This is a genomic window from Salimicrobium halophilum (genome assembly GCF_900100295.1).
Lineage (GTDB): Bacteria > Bacillota > Bacilli > Bacillales > Halobacillaceae > Salimicrobium > Salimicrobium halophilum.
In genome coordinates, this window is the sequence record NZ_FNEV01000001.1 from 225,681 (window position 1) to 246,204 (window position 20,524).

Genomic DNA, 20,524 nt, shown 5'->3' on the forward strand with positions numbered 1-20,524 from the left:
AAGGTGGTGACCTGATGAAATCCGGGAGCTCTCGGTCGAAAATCATTTTCCATATTGATATGAACAGTTTCTATGCGTCCGTAGAAATGGCTGATCACCCGGAGCTTCGAGGAAAGCCGCTGGCCATAGCAGGCAATCCGGAAGAAAGGAAAGGCGTGATCGTCACCAGCAGTTATGAAGCGAGAAAATACGGAGTGAAGACAACGATGCTTGTCGGAGAAGCAAAGAGGCTCTGTCCTTCTCTCTTGATCAGAAGGCCCAATTTTGAACGTTATAAAGAAGTGTCCCAGGCCATGTTTTCATTATTAAGAGAAGTGACCCCTATGGTGCAACCGGTCTCTATCGATGAAGGTTATATAGACGTGACGGATGTTGCTTCCTCCCATTATCCCCCTGATTTAGCGAAAGAGATTCAGCAGAGAATCTACCAGGAACTTCAGGTCCCCTGCAGTATAGGAATAGCTCCGAATAAATTTTTGGCGAAGATGGCTTCTGATATGAAAAAACCGATGGGGATAACGATTCTGAGAAAAAGGGACCTTTCCAGGAAATTATGGCCGCTCCCTGTTCGGGACATGAACGGAGTGGGAGAGAAGACGAACGAGAAATTGAAGAAAATCGGAATAGAGACGATCGAAGACCTCGCTACCAAAGAAGAGTATGAAGTGAAAGCACTCCTCGGTATCAACGGTCAGAAGCTCCATCAAAGAGCGAATGGGTTCGATGACAGAGAGGTGGACCCCGAGGCGATCCATTCTTTCAAGAGTATCGGTACTTCGACGACACTGCCGGAAGACACCACCAGTGAAACGCATATCAATGAAACCTTCCGGAAGCTTGCAGACAAAGTGGAGAACCGTATGAAACGGAAGAATGTCGTAGGGCAGCAGATACAGATCATGATCCGCTATAATAATAGAAAGACGGTTACCAGGAGCAGGTCGCTTCAGGAGTATGTAGATAAAAGAGAAGATATTTGGAGAGAAGCCGTGGACTTATTCGAAGAACACTGGAATCAGCAGCCCATCCGTCTTCTTGGCATCACTTTATCAGAATTGGTGGAAAGGACGGAAGCGGTCGAACAGCTCAATCTGTTCAGTTATGAATGGGTAGCGGAGAAAGAACCGTTGTATAAGGCCATGGAAGAATTGAGACAAAAATATGGGGAGGGCATTTTCCATAAAGCGAAAACCCCTCCCGCAACCATTTCCACAAGCTTTCAAAAAGATTTCCTTGATGACTGATTACAGGAGACTTTTGATAATCTTCAAGCTTTTCTCGTCTCGTTTGTAACGGAAGGAAGGATCGAACTTCGTCGTCTGTTTCGTGATCGATTTTTCATGCGTGAACGTAGAGAAGCTGTACTTCCCGTGATAGCTTCCCATGCCGCTGCTTCCGACGCCGCCGAACGGAAGATGCGGGTTGATGATGTGATAGAGCGTGTCGTTGATGCATCCTCCTCCGAAAGAGAGGGTGGTAGTGACCAGTTTCTGATCTTTCTGACTCTCACCGAAGTAGTAAAGAGCCAGAGGCTTCGGTTTCCCGCTTAATGTACGTATCACATCATCCAGTTCATCATAACCGATTACAGGCAAGACAGGTCCGAATATTTCCTCCTGCATGACTTTATCGTCCCGGCTGACATCAGTAAGGACGGTAGGAGCGATCTTGTTTTCTTTTTCACTCGTTTCGCCTCCGAATGCTACGTTCCCTTCTTCGAGGTATTCTTTGATGCGATGGAAGTGATCCTTATTGACGATTTTTACGTAGTCCTCGTTCTGTAAAGGCTCAGAAGAATACAGATGAGTCACAGCTTCTTTGTATGCTTCGATGAAGGAATCCTTGACTTCCTCATGAACAAGAACATGATCAGGGGCGATACACGTCTGACCGGCATTGATCAGCTTGCCCCAGGCAATTCTTCTGGCAGCGACCTGTACATTCGCATCCTTATGCACGATGGCGGGGCTTTTTCCTCCGAGCTCCAACGTGACAGGAATGAGTTGTTCGGCAGCTTTCTGCATTACGATTTGTCCGACACGCTCGCTTCCCGTAAAGAAAATGTAGTCGAAAGGTTCCTGGAGTAATTTCTGGGTAACTTCTTTCCCTCCTTCGATCACTTTCAGGATATGCTCGGGGAAGAACTCTTCCACCATTCGCCGGATGACCCAGGAGACCATCGGAGTCATCTCGGAAGGTTTGATGACCGCCGTATTACCTGCGGCTATCGCTCCGATTGCAGGAGCTATGGCAAGTTGCAGTGGGTAGTTCCACGGCGCTATGATCAATACATTTCCGTATGGTTCTTTTATGATGTAATTGTCCGTACCGGCGTGGGTGAGGGGAGCTTTCACCTTTTCAGGTGCCATACGCGTTTTCAAATGTTTCACTTGTTCGTCTATTTCAGCTTTCAAAAAGGCGATCTCTGTTGTGTAAGCTTCGAATCCCGATTTGTTCAGGTCATAACGGAGAGCTTTCAACAGGGGAGCTTCGAATGTATCGAGCATCCGTTTCATTTTCTCCAGCTGACGTTTCCTGAATGCATATCTTCTTGTATGTCCCTGCAGGAACCAGTTTTTTTGTTGTTCGATGATCTCCACAAGTAATGCCTCCTTCATTTAATCGATTTTTCTGACGTTCCTCAGCTTTCCTTGCCGTTGTTCCTCGGAATGCTGACGTGATAGTGATCATGAGCAATGGTCGTCTCAGGGAATATTTTCTTCGCTTCTTCTGAAAGCAATTCGATATCGGGTGTCTGGTACCGTGAAGAAAGATGGTTCACAATAAGTCGACCTACCTCTGATTCTTTGGCGAGTGCAGCTGCCTGAGAGACGGTTGAATGGTAATACTCATAAGCCATCTCTCTTTCTTTACCCGAAAACGTCCCCTCATGAACCAACAAATCTGCGCCGTGGATCCATTCCGCATGGCTGCTCTTAAAACGTGTATCCCCTAAAATCGCAATCGATCTCCCGGGCTTCGGAGCTCCAAGAACTTCAGAGCGGGTGATGATGGTTCCATCTTCGAGTGTCGTTCTTTCCTGGTTCTTGATCGTCTGGTAAATAGGGCCAGGGGGGACCCCCATCGCCTCCAGCTTCTCTTTCTGTAAGGCTCCCTGCTGTGCTTTTTCTTTGATGAGAAACCCGTAGGAGTCGAGGCCGTGTTCAAGAAGGTGAGCAGTGATCTCGAATTGCGGGGAGTCCTCGGTGAAGCCGTCTTCGATTTGACGGAAGTCGATTTCATAATTCAAGTGGGTGCCGCTTATCTTTAAAGAAAGTTCAACGAAATCCTGTAACCCTTCAGGACCGTAAATGGTAAGGGGGGTAGTCCCTCCCTGGAAGGATCTGCTGCTGAGAAATCCCGGCAACCCGTATATATGATCTCCGTGCAAGTGAGTGATGAATATCTTCTCTACTCTTCTCGGTTTGATCGGAGAGTGGAGGATCTGTTGCTGCGTCCCTTCGCCGCAGTCGAACATCCACACAGCTCCGGTCTCTTCAAGGAGACGGAGGGTAAGAGAGGAAACGTTCCGCTCTTTAGAGGGGACACCGCTTCCGGTACCGAGGAAATAAAGTTCCATGTCAGGTGCTCCTTTCTTTTGCCTTTCTTATACTGATCGCTATGTCCGGTACATCCGTGAAAATACCGGCACACTGCAAATGGAAGCATTTCCTCAACAGAGCGGGTCTATTGACCGTGTAGACGCGGACAGGGACTCTGTTTTTGTTGCAGTGATGAATAAGCTTCTTAGAGAGTAAGGTATGTTTTATATGAAGATCATCTACGGGAATAGACGATAGGTAAGGAATAAGTTTACGCATTTTCGTCGGAGTCAGAAAAGCAGTTCTCATGGAAGGGTTCAAATCCTTGACGACTGAAAGCGTTTCTTCATTGAAGCTTGAGACACATGTACGATCGAGCACTTGATAATGACGAAGAAGTGCGTAGACTTTCTCTTCAATATGTTTATAGGAAATAACGTCGGTTTTCAGTTCGAGATGGAGCAATAGAGGATAATCTCTGATCCATTGAAGCAACTCCTCCAGGGAGGGGATTTGTACTCCTCTGAATTCAGAAGAAAACCAGCTTCCTGTATCCAGCATGCGCAATTCTTCGAACGTATAGTCCTGGACGAAGCCCTTACCATCCGTAGTACGGCGTACATTTTCGTCATGAATCAAAACAGGGACACCGTCTTTCGTCAGTTGCACATCCGTCTCTACCCCTTCGGCTCCCATCTCTTCTGCCAGCCGAAAAGCGGGCATCGTATTTTCGGGGGCATACCTGCTCGCTCCCCGATGAGCCAATATATGTGTACGCATAAAGACACCCCTTAGCTGTTGAATAGCTATTCAAATCTTACCATGTTCCCTCTGTTCATAAAAGAAAAAGCTGCCTTTGATGATAAGGCAGCTTCTCAGATGTTCAATTATTAGTAGAAAAATCCTGCGCCCGGTCCGATCGGCCATCCGAATGCCATCCATACGAATAGCATAATGATCCAGATGATGAAAAATCCGATAGAGTAAGGAAGCATTGTAGCAATCAATGTTCCGATTCCTACATTTTTATCATACTTTTGGGCAAAAGCTATGACGATTGCGAAATACGGCATAAGCGGCGAAATGATATTCGTCGTCGAGTCGGCGATTCTATAAGCGAGTGTCGTGAGCTCAGGGGAATAGCCGAGTTGCATCATGAGTGGTACGAATACCGGAGCCATGATCGCCCATTTCGCCGAAGAGCTTCCGATGAACAGGTTGATGATGGCTGCAACGATAATAAAGGCTATAACGAGCCCGATTCCTGTAAAACCGATGGAGTCGAGGAAATCGGCACCTGTGACGGCCAAGACTTTCCCCATATTGGTATGGTTGAAGTAAGCAACGAACTGTCCGGCGGTAAAGGCCAGGACGATGTACATCCCCATCGTGGACATCGTATCCGACAACTGATTGGCGACGTCTTTGTCGTTCTTGATGGCGCCCGTCATTTTTCCGTACACGAAACCTGGAACGAAGAAGACGATCAGGATGACCGGTACCAGGCTTTGGAAGAACGGACTGGCCAGGAATTCATCCGGATTTCTGAGAGGTCCCCAACTCGGAAGAATCAGGAGCGAGAGAAGCCCAAGGGTGATGATCAGGGCGATAAATGCTCCCCATAGTCCCTTTTTCTCGATTTTCGTCAAATAGTTGATTTCATCATCTTCTGTACTTCCCTGGAATGAACCGAGTCGTGGTTCGACCAGTTTATCCGTGATCAAGGTTCCGATAATCGTCAGAACGAATACAGAAGCGATCATGAAGTAATAGTTCATCGTATAAAGGATCGAATCTGCATATCCGGGATCGATCGTAGCTGCTGCCTGGATCGTCAAATCAGCGAGCAGCGGATCCAGCGCAGTAAGGAACAAGTTCGCACTGTATCCCGCCGATACACCTGCGAAAGCTGCTGCAAGTCCTGCCAGAGGATGTCTTCCGAGACCTGCGAACAGAACAGCTCCGAGTGGTGTCAAAACGACATATCCGGCGTCTGAAGCCATGCTGGACATGATACCTGCAAAGACAAGAGCTGCCGTCAATAGGGATTGTGGGACGGAAGTCACAAGCCCACGTAACATAGCACTGATCAGTCCGGAACGTTCGGCTAATCCTATCCCGAGCATCGTAACAAGCACGGTGCCGAGTGGTGCGAAGCCGACGAAGTTCTCTACCATCGATTCAAACATGTATTGGATGCCCGAAGCGGAAAGCAGGTTGACTACTTCGAGCTGCTCACCGGTAGCCGGGTCTTCTACTTGAACGTTAACAGCCGCAAGAACAGCGGACAGAACGACGACAAGCAATGCAAACAATGCAAATAACGTAATCGGGTGAGGGAGTTTGTTTCCGACTTTCTCGACCCAATCGAGGGTTTTCATAAGAAACCCTTTGTTCGCCTCTTTTTCCATAGGTAACTTCCTTTCTTATCTAGGTTGCCTTAATACTTGAGAAGTATAGTAAACGAATGGGTGGAAAGAAAGTCTTTTGCTAAAAGTCTAACTAGCAAGATTTTTAGCACAAGAAAGAATATTAGGAAAAGAAAGTCACTCGTGCTACAATAATGAATAATCATTCATTTATCGGGGGAGAAACTATGAAAACTTTGGAAGATACGGTTTGTATGATAACAGTGCCGACCCCCTATGCCGTCGGTGATGTTCACTTATATATATTGAAGGGTAAAAAGATCACTCTGATAGACGCCGGGGTTCGTACAGAAGAAGCTTGGACAGCGTTCCATCGTCAGCTGAAAGAATACGGCATGAAGCCGGAAGACATTCAACAGGTAATACTTACTCACCATCATCCGGATCACATAGGTCTTGTGGAATATCTGCCTAACGTGGAAATGATTGCGGCACACGAGAAGAGTCTGCCTTGGTTGATCAGAGACGAGACATTTGTGTCCCGCTATATATCTTTCTTCAAGGATTTTTATCTGAGAAACGGGGTGCCGGAGAAGTTAGTCGAGAAGCTAGATCGGTCTCCGGGCAAATTGAAAGACTTTCCTTTCGTCAGAGTCACTGATACGTTAGAGGAGGGAGATGTTATTCCTGATCATCCGGAATGGAGTGTCATTGAAACCCCAGGGCATGCCCAGAGCCATCTCTCTTTCTTCAGAAAAGAAGACGGCAGCCTTATCGGCGGGGATCACTTGTTGGCACACATTTCTCCCAATCCGATCATAGAACCGCCGTTTAGATCTTCTGAAAGGGCTGAACCGATGATGCAGTATCGTTCTTCTTTGAAGAAATTGAAGCACATCGGCGTCCGGCGTGTTTTACCCGGCCACGGAAATGTCTTTCATAATGTGAAAGAAGTGATTGATATCAGACTGAGACAACAGGAGGAACGGGCTGAGAAAGTGTATAGATTCATCAAAGAGCAGCCCGCTCACGCATTCGATATAAGTAAAGAACTGTTCCCTAACCAACATATAAAGCAGTATGCGTTGACGATGTCAGAAACGATCGGACAGCTCGATTACTTAAGGGGAGAATCACGAATAAAGATGGAAGTTACAGGAGGACAAGAAATATATTATGTTAACTGAAAAAATGAAGAACAAAAAAGTATTAGTGACCGGAGCCTCCAAAGGGATGGGGATGTTTACTGCTCTTCATTTAGCGAGAGAGGGGGCTGTTCCTATTATCGTTGCCCGCAATGAAAGCAGGCTTGAAATCATCAGGGACTATGTAGAGGAAGCTTTCGGGGTGAGTTGTATAACGTTTCCGGCTGATCTGTCCAACGAAGCTGAAAGGGAAAAATTGCTCACGGAAGTGAAAGAGAAGCATCCGGATCTGGCAGGGCTTGTGAATAACGCCGGTTTCGGCAGTTTCGAACGGTTGAGTGAGGCTTCCTGGGAAAAGTCGAATAAAATGATACAACTGAATGTCACGGCTCTGATTCATCTCACTCAAGAATTATTACCTCTACTTGAAAGCAACAAGGGGCATATCATCAATGTCGCTTCCCAGTCCGGGAAGATAGCTACGCCGAAAGCGGCAGTATATACAGCAACGAAGCACGCGGTTGTCGGTTTCACGAACTCCCTGAGGATGGAAACGGATCAGGTTACCGTGACGGGCGTGAATCCGGGCCCGGTAGCTACTTCCTTTTTTGAAGAAGCGGATCCCAGTGGAGGTTACCAGGAATCAGTCAAAACGATCATGCTAGATCCTAATACTATCGCACGACGAATGGTACGGACCTTTTACACGGGCGAAAGGGAAATCAATGCACCTGTCTGGATGGAAGCAGCGAGCAAGCTCTACCAGGCTACTCCCGGGATCATGGAGAAAGCTTTCCGTTCCCAATTCGACAAAAAATAAGCGTAGTTGTTGCTACACGTGCCACGTGTAGCTACTATAGGGAGGAGAGGTGAGTATCATGCGTATGGAATTTACGGACGAAGCAAAGGAAAAGCTTCAGCAGCTAATGAAGGATTCTGACGCTTCGATGCTGCGACTTGTTTACGATACGGACGATTGCGGATGTGGGGTGAATGGGATCCCTCTCATCCGTCTCGAAACCGAACGGCAGATCTCAGATGAAGACGTGGAAAGTGATGTCATGCCGGTGGTAGTGAACAAAGAGCAGTCACTGTTTTTTGAAGATTCGATGAAGGTCGAAGTGTATAAAGGAGCTTTCCGTTTCAAAGGTGCCGGTGGAATTCTGAATCCGATGATTTCTCCGAGGCAGGTATGTGAAAGGGGAGAACGTCTATGAAAGACCAAAAGCCGTCCTTGAAAGATCAAATGGATGAGGATCTGGTGAAGCAATTACAGAATAAGAAGAAACAATGGAAGCAGCAGGAATTAGAAGCTGAAGAACGAGAAAGAAAACGGCGCCTGGAAGAAAAACGGAAAAGTGAAGCGAATAAAAGTTTCGAAGAGCTTCTTGAAGAAAGCGAAATGGACTGGAAAAAGTATAAATAGTGCTGCCGCATTTGCGGCAGCACTAGCTTTTTTACAGGGAGTCACCGATGATTCGCATACGTCAACGCTTTGGTGAGAGACTGCATCTGTTTGTAGTCGGCGTCGGTTAGGGGCGTCGCTTTTTTGAAGGCATTGATATTCTCTTTAACCTGCTCCGTACTGCTTGCACCGAACACACAGCTTGCGACTGTCTCATTATGGAGGATATATTGAAAACTTTTTGCGTTTTCTTCTCCGCTGGTCATGTCTTTCCATTTTTCAGAGATGTCAACGAGATCATTGTAATCGTAGGAGAGGAACCCATCTTTTCCTTTGGACGCTACTGCCTGCTCGGCTTTGCTTGATAGCATCCCTTTCGCGAGCGGACCCCTGGCCAGTACAGACACATCGTTTTCACGAAGAAGTGGCAGAAATTCTTCAGGTCGACGATCTAGCAGGTTGTACTGCATCATGACAGAAACGATATTCGATTTCTGCAGGAATTGTCGGAGTACATTCGGTCGGATGGAGGAAATACCGTATTCACGGATCAGTCCTTCTTTTTTCAATGCTTCGAAAGTATCGATGACTTCATCAATAGGGTCGTCGATCGTTCCTCCGTGCAGCTGATATAAATCGATGTAGTCGAGCCCCGTACGGTGAAGGCTGTCTTTCAACCCTTGTTTGATATGTGCCGGAGAAGGGTCCCATGACCATGTCCCTTTTTCTTTATCGAAATTATTTCCGACCTTTGATCCGATGATCACCTGATCACGAATGCCTTCGGTCGCTTTGCCCACAATCTTTTCATTTTCTCCGAACGAGTACAGATCTGCGGTGTCCAGATAATTGACTCCGTAGTCGAGGGCGGTATGGATGATATCTTTCGCTTTATGTTCTTCTGTACCCAGGGACATACACCCGAGGCTCAGTTCTGATACGTATAAATCGGACGCACCTAATTGTCTTTTTTGCATAATTGCTTCATCCTTTCTGAAATGATTCTTTCTCCTGTGATAGAATGAACCTATCTTTACATACAGAGGTGATAGAGAATGACAGATAGATTCGAAGAAAAAACAGTGTCTTCCACATCCATATACGAAGGGAAGATTATCGATGTAAAAGTCGATACGGTTCAATTACCCGACGGCAATCAATCGAAACGTGAGATTGTAACACATCCCGGGGCAGTAGCGATCCTTGCGATTACAGATGAAAATAAACTCGTGATGGTAGAGCAGTACCGGAAGCCTCTCGAAAAATCTCTCATAGAGATCCCTGCGGGAAAACTCGAAAAAGGGGAAACTCCTGAGGGCACAGCTATCAGGGAACTGGAAGAAGAAACGGGCTACACGACAGACCACATCAAATTGATCAATTCCTTCTATACATCGCCCGGGTTCGCTGACGAGATTGTTTACATCTATTTGGCGGATAATCTCCAGAGACTCGAACAAACAGTGGAAGGAGATGAGGACGAATTTGTCACGATGAAAGAAGTGACGATAGAAGAAGCTGAGGAACTCGAGAAGAACCGGCGGATCCACGATGCGAAGACGTCTTACGCTCTTATGTATGCAAAACAATATTTATCTGAATACTAAAATCTGTCTCCTCTTCATAGTTTAATAGTAAGATGATGAAGGAGGAGGCGCTACATGTCGAAAATTTTATGGGACCCCTTCCACTCCTCGGTCCAATGGAACAGTTTAGTTTTCTTTACTGTCGTTTTTGTTATGGGTGTGGTATTCGGTTCTTTGACAGTCAATAGCCTGGCTTTTGTACAGAAGCAGGATCTGTTTTTTTATTTGGAGCAATTTTTCCAGTCGTGGAACAACGACCCCGGTCTTCTGAAATGGGAACTTTTCCGGAACAGTTACTTGAATCATGTGCTGCAACTGAGTCTTATATTCATCCTTGGTTTGTCGGTCATCGGTCTTCCGGTGGTCATTATTCTCCTCTTCCTTAAAGGGGTGTACTTCGGTTTTTCGGTAGGGTTTCTTGTGCACCAGATGGGGTGGAAAGGACTGGGGATTGCCTCCCTTACGATAGCTCCTCATAATATTATTACGATACCTGTGTATATCGTAACCTCCTGGATGGTAGGGATGTTCGCTGTATATTTAAGCAGTCCTTTATGGAGCGGGGAGCGGCTGCATTCCATCAGAGCTGATATGGGAAGGTATGGCTTCGCTTACTTTCTTGCACTTGTGCTTCTGCTCGTGTCCTCTGTTGCAGAAGTATTTCTTTCCCAACCGTTGCTGGAACTATTGCTTTGAACATCGATAATAATCATTTTTTTAAAATGATTATCAATAACAGATAATAATCATTTTAATTTGACAGTGAGAACGACTTTGCTATAATTAAATTGAAACAGAGGGAGGGGTGAGTTCCATGGAACATCGTTTAGAAAGAATCAAAAAGCAACTGCATTCTCAAAGCTATAAATTGACTCCTCAACGGGAAGCGACAGTCCGTGTCCTTCTTGAGAATGAAGCTGATCATCTCAGTGCAGAAGATGTATACCTCCTGGTAAAAGAAAAAGCCCCGGAAATCGGGCTCGCCACTGTCTACCGGACGTTGGAATTATTATCAGAATTGAAAGTCGTCGATAAAATAAACTTTGGAGATGGCGTTTCCCGCTATGATCTCAGAAAAGAGGGAGCTGAACACTTCCACCACCATCTAGTGTGCACGGAGTGCGGGGCCGTAGAAGAAGTGGAGGAAGATCTTCTTGAGGAAGTGGAAAAGATCGTAGAGAAGGATTGGAAGTTCCAGGTGAAGGACCACCGCCTCACTTTTCATGGTATTTGCAAAGTGTGTCAGGAAGTAACGGTGACAAGCGGGAACTCCAAATAGAAAACGGTTTACAAATCACGCTATCTATTGTAATTTCTAAGTGAAGCATAATATACATGGAACAGGGGTAGAAGCTATGTGGGATGATTTTGAGGACTTTTTGCATTATCTTACCGTCGAAAGAGGTCTTTCAAAGAACACGGTGCAGTCTTATAAAAGGGACCTCAGACAATATTTAAGTCATTTGGAAAAGGAAGAATCTGTGACCGGATTTGATCAGGTGAACAGACAACAAATAATGAACTATTTGTATACATTGAATGACAAAGGAAAAAGTCCCTCTACCATTGCCAGGCTATTGTCTTCTATTCGGTTGTTCCATCAGTTCCTGGTGAGGGAGAAGAAATCCGGGAAAGATCCGAGCCTACATATAGAAACTCCCAAGAAAGACCGGAAACTTCCGAAGATCCTATCCTCCACAGATGTAGAGAAACTGTTGGGGCTCCCGGTGAAGGACGACTTGACGGCACGCAATAAAGCGATGCTTGAAATGCTTTATGCAACAGGTCTCAGGGTTTCTGAGATGGTAGCGCTCAAGGTGTCCGATCTTCATTTGACGATGGGATTCGTAAGGTGTATCGGGAAAGGCAACAAAGAAAGGATCGTACCTCTAGGGGACATGGCTAAAGAAGCTATCAGTGAGTATTTGAATGGACCGCGGCAACGGTTGGTGAAACAGAAGAGTACAGAAGAATTGTTCGTGAATCACCACGGAAACCCGCTATCCAGGCAAGGGTTTTGGAAGATATTGAAAGCGGTTGCGAAAGATGTGGGAGTGACAGAAGAGATCACTCCGCACACGTTGCGTCACTCCTTTGCGACCCATCTCCTGGAGAATGGGGCAGACTTGCGAGCTGTACAGGAAATGCTGGGCCATGCGGACATTTCCACCACCCAGATCTATACACATGTGACGAAAACGAGGCTGCAGGATGTATATCGCTCGTTTCATCCGAGAGCCTAATGGTATACTATAATTATAGTTGTCTGACATCCTACAACATGAAGGTAGCTTATAATGATGGAAATATGGGAAAGAAATGTACAGGAGGGATTTTAGATGAATAGTTTTAAAAGAGTTTTTCTGATTGTAATGGACTCCGTAGGAATCGGGGAAGCACCGGATGCGGCACGTTTCGACGATAGTGGTGCTGACACACTAGGACACATAGCGGAGAGAATGAACGGGTTGAATATGCCTAATATGGGAAGCTTAGGTCTCAGCAATATCCGACCTATACAGGGTATTGAGAAGGCTGATAAACCGAAAGCCCACTATACGACTATGGTCGAAGCATCGAATGGGAAGGATACGATGACGGGACACTGGGAGATTATGGGTCTTTACATCGATCAGCCTTTCCGCACGTTCCCGGAAGGATTCCCGGATGAATTGCTGGACCAGATCAAAGAGAAAACGGGTCGTGGCATCGTAGGGAATAAACCTGCTTCCGGCACGGAAATCATCAAAGAACTCGGCGAACATCACATGGAAACGGGGGATCTGATCGTCTACACCTCCGCGGACTCCGTGATCCAAATTGCAGCTCATGAAGACATCATCCCACCCGAAGAGCTTCACGAAATCTGTGAATATACAAGAGAACTTACGAGAGATGAGAAATATATGGTAGGAAGAGTCATCGCCCGTCCATTTATCGGAGAGCCGGGAGCATTTGAACGTACCTCGAATCGTCACGATTATGCATTGAAACCTTTCGGCAGAACAGTGATGAATCATCTCGAGGATGATGATTATGATGTCGTGGCTCTCGGTAAGATTTCTGATATCTACGACGGAGAAGGGGTAACAAAAGCGATCCGTACGGACGACAATGATGATGGCATGGATAAATTCATCAAATCCATCGATGATGATTTCAATGGTCTGAACTTCCTGAATCTCGTTGATTTCGATGCGAAATTCGGTCATCGCAGAGATCCGGAAGGTTACGGCAAAGCACTTGAAACCTTTGACAAACGACTTCCAGAAGTGCTTGAAAAGCTAAATGACGATGATCTGCTGATTATTACGGCGGACCACGGGAACGATCCGATACACCATGGAACCGATCATACAAGGGAAATCGTTCCACTGATCGTTTATCACAATGGAATCGAAGCTGGAAAAGAGTTGGAACAGCGCCAGACCTTTGCGGATATCGGCGCAACGGTAGCTGATAACTTTTCCGTCAAAATGCCGGAGCATGGCAAAAGCTTTATGGATGACATCAAATAGGGGGAGAAGCAGATGAATGTGGAAACAGTAAAAGAAGCAGCGACATTTATTGAAAGTAGATTATCAGCGAAACCATCGATCGGATTGATCCTGGGATCCGGTCTCGGAGTGCTCGCAGATGAAATCGAGAACCCTGTGACGATTTCCTATAAGGAGATTCCTCATTTTCCGGAATCCACCGTATCCGGTCACAAAGGGCAACTGGTTATAGGTGAGTTGGAAGGTAAGCATGTAGTGGCCATGCAGGGTCGCTTCCACTATTACGAAGGATATACGATGAAAGAGGTCACCTTCCCGGTCCGCGTCATGAAACAGCTCGGAATCGATGATCTCTATGTGACGAATGCTGCCGGTGGAATCAACGAGGACTACGATCCTGGACAGCTTATGATCATCAAAGATCATATCAATCAAATGGGGGATAACCCGTTGATCGGACCTAATGACGAATCGATGGGCGTACGCTTCCCGGATATGTCGGAAGCTTATGACCGTGACCTTATCCAATTGGCAGAACAGATAGCGGACGACATTGAACTGAATGTCGAAAAAGGTGTGTATGTCGGTAATACCGGTCCTGTATATGAGACGGCGGCTGAAATCCGTATGCTACGTACGCTTGGAGGAGATGCAGTCGGAATGTCTACGGTACCTGAAGTGATTGCGGCGAACCATGCGGGCTTGAGAGTTCTGGGGATTTCCTGCATTTCCAACATGGCTGCGGGGATTCTTGACCAGCCATTGACACATGATGAGGTTATTGAGACGACTGCCAGAGTGAGAGAAGACTTTCTGAAATTCGTGAAGTCGATAGTGAAGAGTGCCTGAGCCAGTACCAAAGGCAGCACTGTTGATCATCCCAGTGAATAGGTGACACAAGTAATTTCCTCAAAAGAGGGGAGTGTTCCTTCGGTGCCCCCTCCTCTTCTTGAGGACCGGCTTCGTGCTTTTCTTAGTGAACGGGACGAATCGTCCTGAATTTTTTATCGAAAAGGTGATTCTTATGAGAATGTACGATATTATAGTGAAAAAACGGGAAGGTCAGGCATTGACAGATGAAGAAATCAGGTTCTTCATCGAAGGCTATACGAAAGGGGATATCCCTGATTACCAGGCATCCGCTCTGGCTATGGCAATATACTTCAAAGGAATGAACGGGAAAGAAACAGCTACCCTTACACAGGCGATGGTGGATTCAGGAGAAACGATCGACCTTAGTGCGATCGAAGGGCATATCGTGGATAAACACTCCACCGGCGGTGTCGGTGACAAAGTGACATTCATTGTAGGACCGCTTGTCGCTTCAGTCGGCGTACCTGTAGCGAAGATGTCCGGACGTGGCCTTGGACACACAGGAGGTACCATCGATAAACTGGAAGCGATTGATGGCTTCACGACAGAAATCACGAAAGAAGCATTTGTCGAAAACGTCAACTCACATAAACTGGCGGTTGCCGGACAGACAGGGAACCTTGCCCCTGCCGATAAGAAATTGTATGCGCTCCGTGATGTCACCGGTACAGTGAACGCACTTCCTCTGATCGCAAGCTCTATCATGAGTAAGAAGCTGGCTTCCGGAGCTGATAGCATCGTCTTGGACGTAAAGACAGGGTCGGGAGCATTCATGAAGACCCTGGAGGATTCTGAAGCACTAGCCCGTGAAATGGTGACGATCGGCAAGGAACTCGGCAAGAACACAGTCGCTGTCATCAGCGATATGAACCAGCCTCTCGGTTTCGAGGTGGGGAATGCGAACGAAATCAAGGAAGCCGCTGAAATTCTTCAGGGAAGTGATGTGAAAGACTTGAGAGAGCTTTCCCTGGAAATCGCTTCTCACATGAGCGTGCTGGCGGGTGCTTTCGAGAAGCCAGAGGAAGCGAGAAAAGCGCTTGAAGAGAATATTTCCAATGGGAAGGCTTTTGCTAAGCTGAAAGAATTCATTGAAGCACAGCACGGAGATGGATCGATGATTGCTGATTTGAATAAATTGCCGAAAGCCTCCCATGAGGTAGAAGTCAAAGCTTCCAAAAGTGGGTTCGTCTCCGAAATCGATGCAGAGTCGATCGGTGTGGCTGCCATGTATCTCGGGGCAGGGCGCCAGACGAAAGATGATGCGATCGATCACAGTGTAGGCATAACTCTTAAGAAGAAAATCGGGGATAAGGTCGAAGAAGGGGAAGCGTTAGTCGTTCTTCACAGTAATGAATCTAACCCTGTAGATTCCATCAACAAAGTGGAAGAAGCTTACACTATTTCCGATGAAGAAACACAAGCCCCAACACTTATTCACAATATCATTACGTAATCAAGGAAACTGTCGCTTCAGGCGGCAGTTTTTTTATATAGAAAAGTGGGAGGTGCGTTACCTCCCGCTTTTTTTGTATGAATATGTAAGCTTTCCACTAGTTTTGCGATTGGAAAGGCGATGAGAAGAATACGGCGAATGAAGTACTATAGGAGTTCTCAAGGAGGGAAACGAAATGGCATTAGCTACGGCATATGAGGTTCACGATAATCTGCTTATCATAAGACTGGAAGGGGAGCTTGATCATCATGAAGCTGATAAATTAAGGAAGGAATGGCAATGGTGGTTGAAGGAAAAAAGAAAAAGGCATGTATTGTTAGAGCTTTCCGGGCTGGATTTCATGGATAGTTCAGGTCTCGGAGTGGTCTTGGGAAGATACAAAGAAATTCAGGCGAATGAAGGGATGCTGATGATCAGTGGGGTATCGAGTGAGGTGGATCGACTTTTCGAGCTTTCCGGCTTGAAGAAATTACTGCCATTTGCGGTTACGGAAGAAGAAGCACTACAAAAATTCGGGGTGATGATATGAAAAATCGCATGACATTGACGTTTGATAGTCGAAGTGAAAATGAATCACTGGCGCGGGTGACGGTGTCCGGATTCATGGCACCGCTCGATCCAACGATGGAAGAAATGATGGATGTGAAGACTGTAGTATCAGAAGCGGTGACCAACGCTATCATTCATGGCTACGATTCGGAGGATGGAAAAGACATCGAACTGCATTGTGCTTATGAAAATGATGAGTTGGTGATTGTGATATCTGATAACGGAAGTGGAATCGAGGACGTCGAAATGGCAAAAGAGCCGTTATACACGTCGAAACCGGAGCTGGAGAGGTCCGGCATGGGTTTTACGATCATGGAGAATTTCATGGACCATGTCCTCGTAACTTCCTCTCCGGGTAATGGAACTAGGGTGGAGTTGAGGAAAAAAATGGTTGCCAAAGATAGAGTCTGTCATTGAGGGGGACAGGTGATGGCAAAAACGTCGCAAGTCTTAACAGATGAAGAAGTGAAGCGGCTGCTGAAAGAGAGTCAGGAGGGCTCCACCCGTGCCCGGGACGAACTGGTGGAAGCGAATACGAAACTCGTCTGGTCCGTCGTACAACGATATATGAAACGGGGATATGACGCGGAAGACCTCTTTCAGATCGGGTGTATCGGTCTTATGAAGTCCATCGATAAATTCGACTTGTCTTATAACGTTAAGTTCTCGACCTATGCCGTTCCGATGATCATCGGAGAAATACAGCGGTTTATAAGAGATGATGGAACTGTGAAAGTCAGTCGTGGACTGAAAGAGCTGAACCATAAGATCAAAAAGAAACGGGAAGAGTGGATGAAGGAGTATGGAAGAAGCCCGACCATGAAAGAACTCGAAGAAGAGCTCGATATTTCCTCCGAAGAATTAGTACAGGCGGAAGAAGCGGGACGCATGCCTAAATCCATTTACGAAACCGTTTATGAGCACGACGGGGACGCTTTGACTCTTGCTGATCAGATGACGGAGGAAGAGGAAGATTGGTTTCATCATATCGCAATCGAGGATGTAATGAGCCAGCTGAAGAAACGCGAGAAAGTCATCATATACTTGCGGTATTATCAGGACTATACACAAACGGAAGTTGCGAAACGACTGGGTATTTCCCAGGTCCAGGTCTCAAGGCTTGAGAAGAATATACTGAAATCCATGAAGGAAATGATGAAAGAGAGGACATGACAGGGTCAGGGTTACATACCCTGGCTTTTTTTGTGCGCAAATGATTGCTTTTAGTATAGAACATGCATTCTTTCCCATACTAGAACTATCTCTCTGTAAAGGGACGATTCTATGACGCTCATCTATATACGAATGAAGCATGAAGTTCAGAAAGCGAAAGAGGCCCCCCTGTATTTTAAGGATGTAGCTTATGTGAAGTCAGATACGACAGGAATAAGCAGACTTGAATCGGTGCAACTTGATACGAAGGATCAGTCGGAAACTCCGGTGGTCATCGATGGATATACGCTTCTTCAGAAGGTGCTTGAATTGTTTCCGGAAGCGGAAGTCAGGTTCCTCGGTCCTGTAAGTACATTGATCAAAGAAGACCAGCAGAAGAGGAAGCGCTCCATCTTTCTGCTTTTCTCGGTTTGGATTCTGTTATTTATAGGCTCCGGTATGGCGATCATGAATTTTCACTACGACGTAAGTATGTCGGAAGTTCACCAGAGGATCCATTTCTTATTTACGGGAGAAGAAGTGGAAAGACCGTGGCTGATCCAAATTCCATATTCGATAGGATTGGGCCTTGGTATGCTGTTGTTTTTCAACCGATGGCCGGCACGAACGGTGAAGAAAGAACCCTCCCCTTTAGATGTGGAAGTCTTTAAATATCAGGAGGATCTGGATCAGTACGTCACCCTTTACCACAACAGTCTGGAAAAAAAGAATGATTCTTGAAATCATCATCGGGTTTGCAGGGGGAGTGGCGGTCGGAGCCGGTTTTGTGGCTTTTATAACTGTGCTGGGACTGATACCGAGATTGATTCTGATGACAAGGATGAAGCCGCCAGCAGGCGAAACGGCTGTAGTGGCCGGAGCTCTCGCGGGTGTGTTTCTCTCGGGGATGTCTCCTGCAGTATCAGGGTTGGAAGTAGCTCTTCCTATTATAGGCCTTTCTCAAGGGGTGTTCATCGGTATGCTTGCAGCAGCTCTGACAGAAGTTCTGAACGTGTTCCCACTGCTATTCAAAAGGATTCAGGTGGAGGACTATCTTTTCGCTTTGATGTATGCCCTTGTGTTCGGGAAAGTGGCGGGGTCATTATTTCATTGGGTGATTTTTACGCCCTGATACGGAGGTCGAATGATGAAGAAAGAAGATTACGAACAGTTGGTGAATAAAACAGTACAACCGCCTGCTTATTTCATGAACATGGCGAAGGCGTTCCTCGTAGGGGGGCTTATCTGTGTGTTCGGAGAGGGGCTGATGAATATGTATACCTCGTGGTTAGGGTTCAGCCGGGAAGAAGCGGGAGACCCTATGGTAGCGACGCTTATATTCATCTCCGCTTTATTGACGGGATTCGGTTTGTATGACCGTTTGGCACAGTTCGCAGGTGCTGGTACTTCAGTACCGGTTACCGGGTTCTCGAACTCCTTGACATCAGCAGCTATGGAACATAAGAGTGAAGGGTTCGTCCTGGGGGTAGCCACGAATATGTTCAAGCTGGCGGGGTCGGTGATCGTGTTTGGTGTAGTAGCTGCCTATATCCTGGGTGTTCTCCGTTATGTACTGGTCGAGATGATACCGTGGGGGTGAATAGAGTGAATACATGGACATTTCAAAACGATATTTATGTACAGGCTACAGGGACCGTTGTAGGGCCCCTTGAAAGCCAGGGGCCCATTGGTGATGCGTTCGATGAATCCCTGGACGATCTTCATGATAACAAGAAAAGCTGGGAGGAAGCGGAACGGACGATGATGGAGAAAGCTATCGCCCATTGTCTCCGCAAAGACGAAACCTCCATGAAAGAGGTAAATGTATTTCTTACCGGAGATCTGATCAATCAGAACGTTATCGGAAGTTATACTGCCCGAGATCTGAACGTACCTACGCTCGGAATCTTCGGAGCCTGCTCCACTTCTGTTGAAGGAATCTCCATCGGAGCTGCGTTGGTAGACGGAGGTTTCGTTTCCAATGCTCTCACTGCTGTCAGTTCCCATAATGCTACGGCGGAGCGGCAATACAGGTATCCGACTGAGTATGGCAGTCAAAAACCTTCCTCTGCGACGTTCACCGTTACGGGAAGTGGGGCTCTCTTTCTTTCCCGTCAGAAAAGTGACCTTCGGATAGAATCGTCTACGATCGGCAGGGTCGTCGATTTTGACCGGTCGGACCCTTGGGATCTCGGCTCTGCTATGGCTCCGGCTGCCGCCGATACTATTAAGACCCATCTCGAAGATAAGGGTAGAAGCCCGGAGTATTATGATCTGATCGTGACTGGAGATCTGTCTTCGGTGGGGACTCCTCTCGTACGGGAATTATTGAAGGAGGATGGGATTGATATTACAGAGAACCACAGGGACTGCGGGTTATGGATCTATTCGAAGGATCAGCCTGTATTCAGTGGAGGTAGTGGATGTGCCTGTTCCGCCGTTGTAACGTACGGGCATATTTTTGAGCAGATGATGAGTGGCGTGTATGAGAGAGTCCTGTTAGTAGCTACAGGAGCGCTTATGAACCCGCTCATGATTCAACAGAAAGAATCGATTCCTTCTGTAGCTCATGCGGTGGCTTTTGAAAGGGTGAAACACGAATGACTTATCTGTGGGCTTTCATTCTGGGCGGGGCGATTTGTGCTGTCGGACAGTTTTTGATGGATCGTTTCAAGTTGACACCTGCACATGTGATGTCTTCTTTTGTGGTAGCCGGTGCTTTTCTGGATTTCCTGGATATTTATGACCGGATGATTGAAGTGGCCGGAGCTGGTGCGATGGTACCGATTACGAGTTTTGGACATTCGTTGCTGCACGGAGCCATGGAGCAGGCTGATGAGCATGGACTTATCGGGATTGCGATCGGTATTTTCGAACTTACCTCCGCCGGGATCGCTTCTGCTATTCTGTTCGCTTTCATTGTCGCTGCAATATTTCAACCGAAAGGATAATT

The 20,524-nt window shown here is 46.7% G+C and carries 25 protein-coding genes; 20 read left to right on the forward strand and 5 right to left on the reverse strand.

Annotation, left to right across the window (positions count from 1 at the left end):
• Positions 1–11 precede the first annotated feature (11 nt).
• Positions 12–1,244 carry a DNA polymerase IV gene (locus BLQ44_RS01220; RefSeq protein ID WP_407690360.1) on the forward strand — a complete coding sequence of 411 codons (1,233 nt, stop codon included), beginning with the start codon at positions 12–14 and terminating at the stop codon, positions 1,242–1,244.
• Here BLQ44_RS01220 and BLQ44_RS01225 read toward each other — a convergent pair whose 3' ends face one another.
• The 4 genes from BLQ44_RS01225 to BLQ44_RS01240 all read right to left on the reverse strand — a co-directional run bounded on the left by BLQ44_RS01225 (position 1,245) and on the right by BLQ44_RS01240 (position 5,953).
• A complete protein-coding gene (locus tag BLQ44_RS01225) occupies positions 1,245–2,618 on the reverse strand; it encodes an aldehyde dehydrogenase family protein (protein WP_143004675.1) in 1,374 nt (457 codons plus the stop codon). It lies immediately after the preceding gene.
• A gap of 23 nt (positions 2,619–2,641) precedes the next feature.
• Complete coding sequence (gene rnz / locus BLQ44_RS01230) at positions 2,642–3,580, reverse strand: ribonuclease Z (protein WP_093191067.1); 939 nt, start codon at positions 3,578–3,580, stop codon at positions 2,642–2,644.
• 1 nt (position 3,581) lies between these two features.
• Entirely contained in the window at positions 3,582–4,322 is a 741-nt protein-coding gene (locus BLQ44_RS01235; RefSeq protein WP_093191070.1) for a glycerophosphodiester phosphodiesterase, read from the reverse strand.
• Positions 4,323–4,432: 110 nt separating this feature from the next.
• On the reverse strand, positions 4,433–5,953 hold the full coding sequence (locus BLQ44_RS01240; protein ID WP_093191073.1) for an AbgT family transporter: 1,521 nt from the start codon (positions 5,951–5,953) through the stop codon (positions 4,433–4,435).
• Positions 5,954–6,138: 185 nt separating this feature from the next.
• Here BLQ44_RS01240 and BLQ44_RS01245 point away from each other — a divergent pair, with 185 nt between their 5' ends.
• Genes BLQ44_RS01245 through BLQ44_RS01260 form a run of 4 tightly spaced genes read left to right on the forward strand, consistent with a single transcriptional unit; the run spans position 6,139 to position 8,482 of the window.
• Positions 6,139–7,098, forward strand: coding sequence for an MBL fold metallo-hydrolase (locus BLQ44_RS01245; protein ID WP_093191075.1), 960 nt, complete (start codon positions 6,139–6,141; stop codon positions 7,096–7,098).
• Positions 7,088–7,876, forward strand: coding sequence for an SDR family NAD(P)-dependent oxidoreductase (locus BLQ44_RS01250; protein ID WP_093191078.1), 789 nt, complete (start codon positions 7,088–7,090; stop codon positions 7,874–7,876). Before BLQ44_RS01245 ends, BLQ44_RS01250 begins: the two co-directional genes overlap by 11 nt.
• 58 nt (positions 7,877–7,934) lie before the next feature.
• Positions 7,935–8,273 (forward strand): iron-sulfur cluster biosynthesis family protein, encoded by a 339-nt coding sequence (locus BLQ44_RS01255; protein WP_093191080.1) that lies wholly within the window; start codon positions 7,935–7,937, stop codon positions 8,271–8,273.
• Positions 8,270–8,482: a DUF3886 domain-containing protein gene (locus BLQ44_RS01260; protein ID WP_093191083.1), complete on the forward strand. Its 213-nt coding sequence runs from the start codon at positions 8,270–8,272 to the stop codon at positions 8,480–8,482. Before BLQ44_RS01255 ends, BLQ44_RS01260 begins: the two co-directional genes overlap by 4 nt.
• A 41-nt stretch (positions 8,483–8,523) precedes the next feature.
• On the opposite strand, the gene BLQ44_RS01265 is transcribed toward BLQ44_RS01260, so the two are convergent.
• A complete protein-coding gene (locus tag BLQ44_RS01265; RefSeq protein ID WP_093191086.1) occupies positions 8,524–9,438 on the reverse strand; it encodes an aldo/keto reductase in 915 nt (304 codons plus the stop codon).
• A gap of 78 nt (positions 9,439–9,516) precedes the next feature.
• Here BLQ44_RS01265 and BLQ44_RS01270 point away from each other — a divergent pair, with 78 nt between their 5' ends.
• From BLQ44_RS01270 to spoVAE, 15 genes are all read left to right on the forward strand, one after another.
• On the forward strand, positions 9,517–10,068 hold the full coding sequence (locus BLQ44_RS01270) for an NUDIX hydrolase (protein WP_093191088.1): 552 nt from the start codon (positions 9,517–9,519) through the stop codon (positions 10,066–10,068).
• A 54-nt stretch (positions 10,069–10,122) separates the two neighbouring features.
• Positions 10,123–10,743 carry a stage II sporulation protein M gene (gene spoIIM / locus BLQ44_RS01275; protein WP_093191091.1) on the forward strand — a complete coding sequence of 207 codons (621 nt, stop codon included), beginning with the start codon at positions 10,123–10,125 and terminating at the stop codon, positions 10,741–10,743.
• A gap of 118 nt (positions 10,744–10,861) precedes the next feature.
• Complete coding sequence (fur, locus tag BLQ44_RS01280; RefSeq protein ID WP_093191094.1) at positions 10,862–11,326, forward strand: ferric iron uptake transcriptional regulator; 465 nt, start codon at positions 10,862–10,864, stop codon at positions 11,324–11,326.
• Between the two features lie 76 nt (positions 11,327–11,402).
• Positions 11,403–12,290 (forward strand): site-specific tyrosine recombinase XerD, encoded by an 888-nt coding sequence (gene xerD, locus BLQ44_RS01285; protein ID WP_093191097.1) that lies wholly within the window; start codon positions 11,403–11,405, stop codon positions 12,288–12,290.
• 96 nt (positions 12,291–12,386) lie between these two features.
• Entirely contained in the window at positions 12,387–13,565 is a 1,179-nt protein-coding gene (deoB, locus tag BLQ44_RS01290) for a phosphopentomutase (protein WP_093191100.1), read from the forward strand.
• A 12-nt stretch (positions 13,566–13,577) separates the two neighbouring features.
• On the forward strand, positions 13,578–14,393 hold the full coding sequence (locus tag BLQ44_RS01295; RefSeq protein ID WP_093191102.1) for a purine-nucleoside phosphorylase: 816 nt from the start codon (positions 13,578–13,580) through the stop codon (positions 14,391–14,393).
• A 175-nt stretch (positions 14,394–14,568) separates the two neighbouring features.
• The gene (locus BLQ44_RS01300) at positions 14,569–15,870 is read left to right on the forward strand and encodes a pyrimidine-nucleoside phosphorylase (RefSeq protein WP_093191999.1); all 1,302 of its coding nucleotides are present in this window, start codon (positions 14,569–14,571) and stop codon (positions 15,868–15,870) included.
• A 175-nt stretch (positions 15,871–16,045) separates the two neighbouring features.
• Entirely contained in the window at positions 16,046–16,399 is a 354-nt protein-coding gene (gene spoIIAA / locus BLQ44_RS01305) for an anti-sigma F factor antagonist (RefSeq protein ID WP_093191105.1), read from the forward strand.
• Positions 16,396–16,836 (forward strand): anti-sigma F factor, encoded by a 441-nt coding sequence (gene spoIIAB / locus BLQ44_RS01310; RefSeq protein ID WP_093191107.1) that lies wholly within the window; start codon positions 16,396–16,398, stop codon positions 16,834–16,836. The genes spoIIAA and spoIIAB overlap by 4 nt, the downstream gene beginning before the upstream one ends.
• Positions 16,837–16,848: 12 nt before the next feature.
• Positions 16,849–17,592 (forward strand): RNA polymerase sporulation sigma factor SigF, encoded by a 744-nt coding sequence (gene sigF / locus BLQ44_RS01315; protein WP_093191110.1) that lies wholly within the window; start codon positions 16,849–16,851, stop codon positions 17,590–17,592.
• Positions 17,593–17,724: 132 nt separating this feature from the next.
• Positions 17,725–18,312 carry a stage V sporulation protein AA gene (locus tag BLQ44_RS01320; RefSeq protein WP_245688082.1) on the forward strand — a complete coding sequence of 196 codons (588 nt, stop codon included), beginning with the start codon at positions 17,725–17,727 and terminating at the stop codon, positions 18,310–18,312.
• Positions 18,302–18,703, forward strand: coding sequence for a stage V sporulation protein AB (locus BLQ44_RS01325; RefSeq protein ID WP_093191115.1), 402 nt, complete (start codon positions 18,302–18,304; stop codon positions 18,701–18,703). The genes BLQ44_RS01320 and BLQ44_RS01325 overlap by 11 nt, the downstream gene beginning before the upstream one ends.
• Before the next feature lie 12 nt (positions 18,704–18,715).
• Positions 18,716–19,171, forward strand: a complete 456-nt coding sequence (spoVAC, locus tag BLQ44_RS01330; protein ID WP_093191118.1) for a stage V sporulation protein AC — start codon at positions 18,716–18,718, stop codon at positions 19,169–19,171.
• The gene (gene spoVAD / locus BLQ44_RS01335; protein WP_093191121.1) at positions 19,162–20,175 is read left to right on the forward strand and encodes a stage V sporulation protein AD; all 1,014 of its coding nucleotides are present in this window, start codon (positions 19,162–19,164) and stop codon (positions 20,173–20,175) included. Before spoVAC ends, spoVAD begins: the two co-directional genes overlap by 10 nt.
• Positions 20,172–20,522 carry a stage V sporulation protein AE gene (spoVAE, locus tag BLQ44_RS01340; RefSeq protein ID WP_093191123.1) on the forward strand — a complete coding sequence of 117 codons (351 nt, stop codon included), beginning with the start codon at positions 20,172–20,174 and terminating at the stop codon, positions 20,520–20,522. The genes spoVAD and spoVAE overlap by 4 nt, the downstream gene beginning before the upstream one ends.
• Positions 20,523–20,524: the final 2 nt, after the last annotated feature.

Excerpts from the sequence above, each read along its gene's own strand:
- BLQ44_RS01265 (WP_093191086.1), bottom strand. The coding sequence starts at position 9,438 with ATGCAAAAAAGACAATTAGGTGCGTCCGATTTATACGTATCAGAACTG.
- BLQ44_RS01235 (WP_093191070.1), bottom strand. The coding sequence starts at position 4,322 with ATGCGTACACATATATTGGCTCATCGGGGAGCGAGCAGGTATGCCCCC.
- BLQ44_RS01250 (WP_093191078.1), top strand. The coding sequence starts at position 7,088 with ATGTTAACTGAAAAAATGAAGAACAAAAAAGTATTAGTGACCGGAGCC.
- deoB (WP_093191100.1), top strand. The coding sequence starts at position 12,387 with ATGAATAGTTTTAAAAGAGTTTTTCTGATTGTAATGGACTCCGTAGGA.
- spoVAC (WP_093191118.1), top strand. The coding sequence starts at position 18,716 with ATGATGAAGAAAGAAGATTACGAACAGTTGGTGAATAAAACAGTACAA.
- spoIIAB (WP_093191107.1), top strand. The coding sequence starts at position 16,396 with ATGAAAAATCGCATGACATTGACGTTTGATAGTCGAAGTGAAAATGAA.
- sigF (WP_093191110.1), top strand. The coding sequence starts at position 16,849 with ATGGCAAAAACGTCGCAAGTCTTAACAGATGAAGAAGTGAAGCGGCTG.
- BLQ44_RS01240 (WP_093191073.1), bottom strand. The coding sequence starts at position 5,953 with ATGGAAAAAGAGGCGAACAAAGGGTTTCTTATGAAAACCCTCGATTGG.
- BLQ44_RS01320 (WP_245688082.1), top strand. The coding sequence starts at position 17,725 with ATGAAGCATGAAGTTCAGAAAGCGAAAGAGGCCCCCCTGTATTTTAAG.
- spoIIM (WP_093191091.1), top strand. The coding sequence starts at position 10,123 with ATGTCGAAAATTTTATGGGACCCCTTCCACTCCTCGGTCCAATGGAAC.
- BLQ44_RS01300 (WP_093191999.1), top strand. The coding sequence starts at position 14,569 with ATGAGAATGTACGATATTATAGTGAAAAAACGGGAAGGTCAGGCATTG.
- spoIIAA (WP_093191105.1), top strand. The coding sequence starts at position 16,046 with ATGGCATTAGCTACGGCATATGAGGTTCACGATAATCTGCTTATCATA.
- rnz (WP_093191067.1), bottom strand. The coding sequence starts at position 3,580 with ATGGAACTTTATTTCCTCGGTACCGGAAGCGGTGTCCCCTCTAAAGAG.
- xerD (WP_093191097.1), top strand. The coding sequence starts at position 11,403 with ATGTGGGATGATTTTGAGGACTTTTTGCATTATCTTACCGTCGAAAGA.
- BLQ44_RS01260 (WP_093191083.1), top strand. The coding sequence starts at position 8,270 with ATGAAAGACCAAAAGCCGTCCTTGAAAGATCAAATGGATGAGGATCTG.
- spoVAE (WP_093191123.1), top strand. The coding sequence starts at position 20,172 with ATGACTTATCTGTGGGCTTTCATTCTGGGCGGGGCGATTTGTGCTGTC.
- BLQ44_RS01245 (WP_093191075.1), top strand. The coding sequence starts at position 6,139 with ATGAAAACTTTGGAAGATACGGTTTGTATGATAACAGTGCCGACCCCC.
- BLQ44_RS01225 (WP_143004675.1), bottom strand. The coding sequence starts at position 2,618 with ATGAAGGAGGCATTACTTGTGGAGATCATCGAACAACAAAAAAACTGG.
- BLQ44_RS01325 (WP_093191115.1), top strand. The coding sequence starts at position 18,302 with ATGATTCTTGAAATCATCATCGGGTTTGCAGGGGGAGTGGCGGTCGGA.
- fur (WP_093191094.1), top strand. The coding sequence starts at position 10,862 with ATGGAACATCGTTTAGAAAGAATCAAAAAGCAACTGCATTCTCAAAGC.
- BLQ44_RS01270 (WP_093191088.1), top strand. The coding sequence starts at position 9,517 with ATGACAGATAGATTCGAAGAAAAAACAGTGTCTTCCACATCCATATAC.
- BLQ44_RS01295 (WP_093191102.1), top strand. The coding sequence starts at position 13,578 with ATGAATGTGGAAACAGTAAAAGAAGCAGCGACATTTATTGAAAGTAGA.
- BLQ44_RS01255 (WP_093191080.1), top strand. The coding sequence starts at position 7,935 with ATGCGTATGGAATTTACGGACGAAGCAAAGGAAAAGCTTCAGCAGCTA.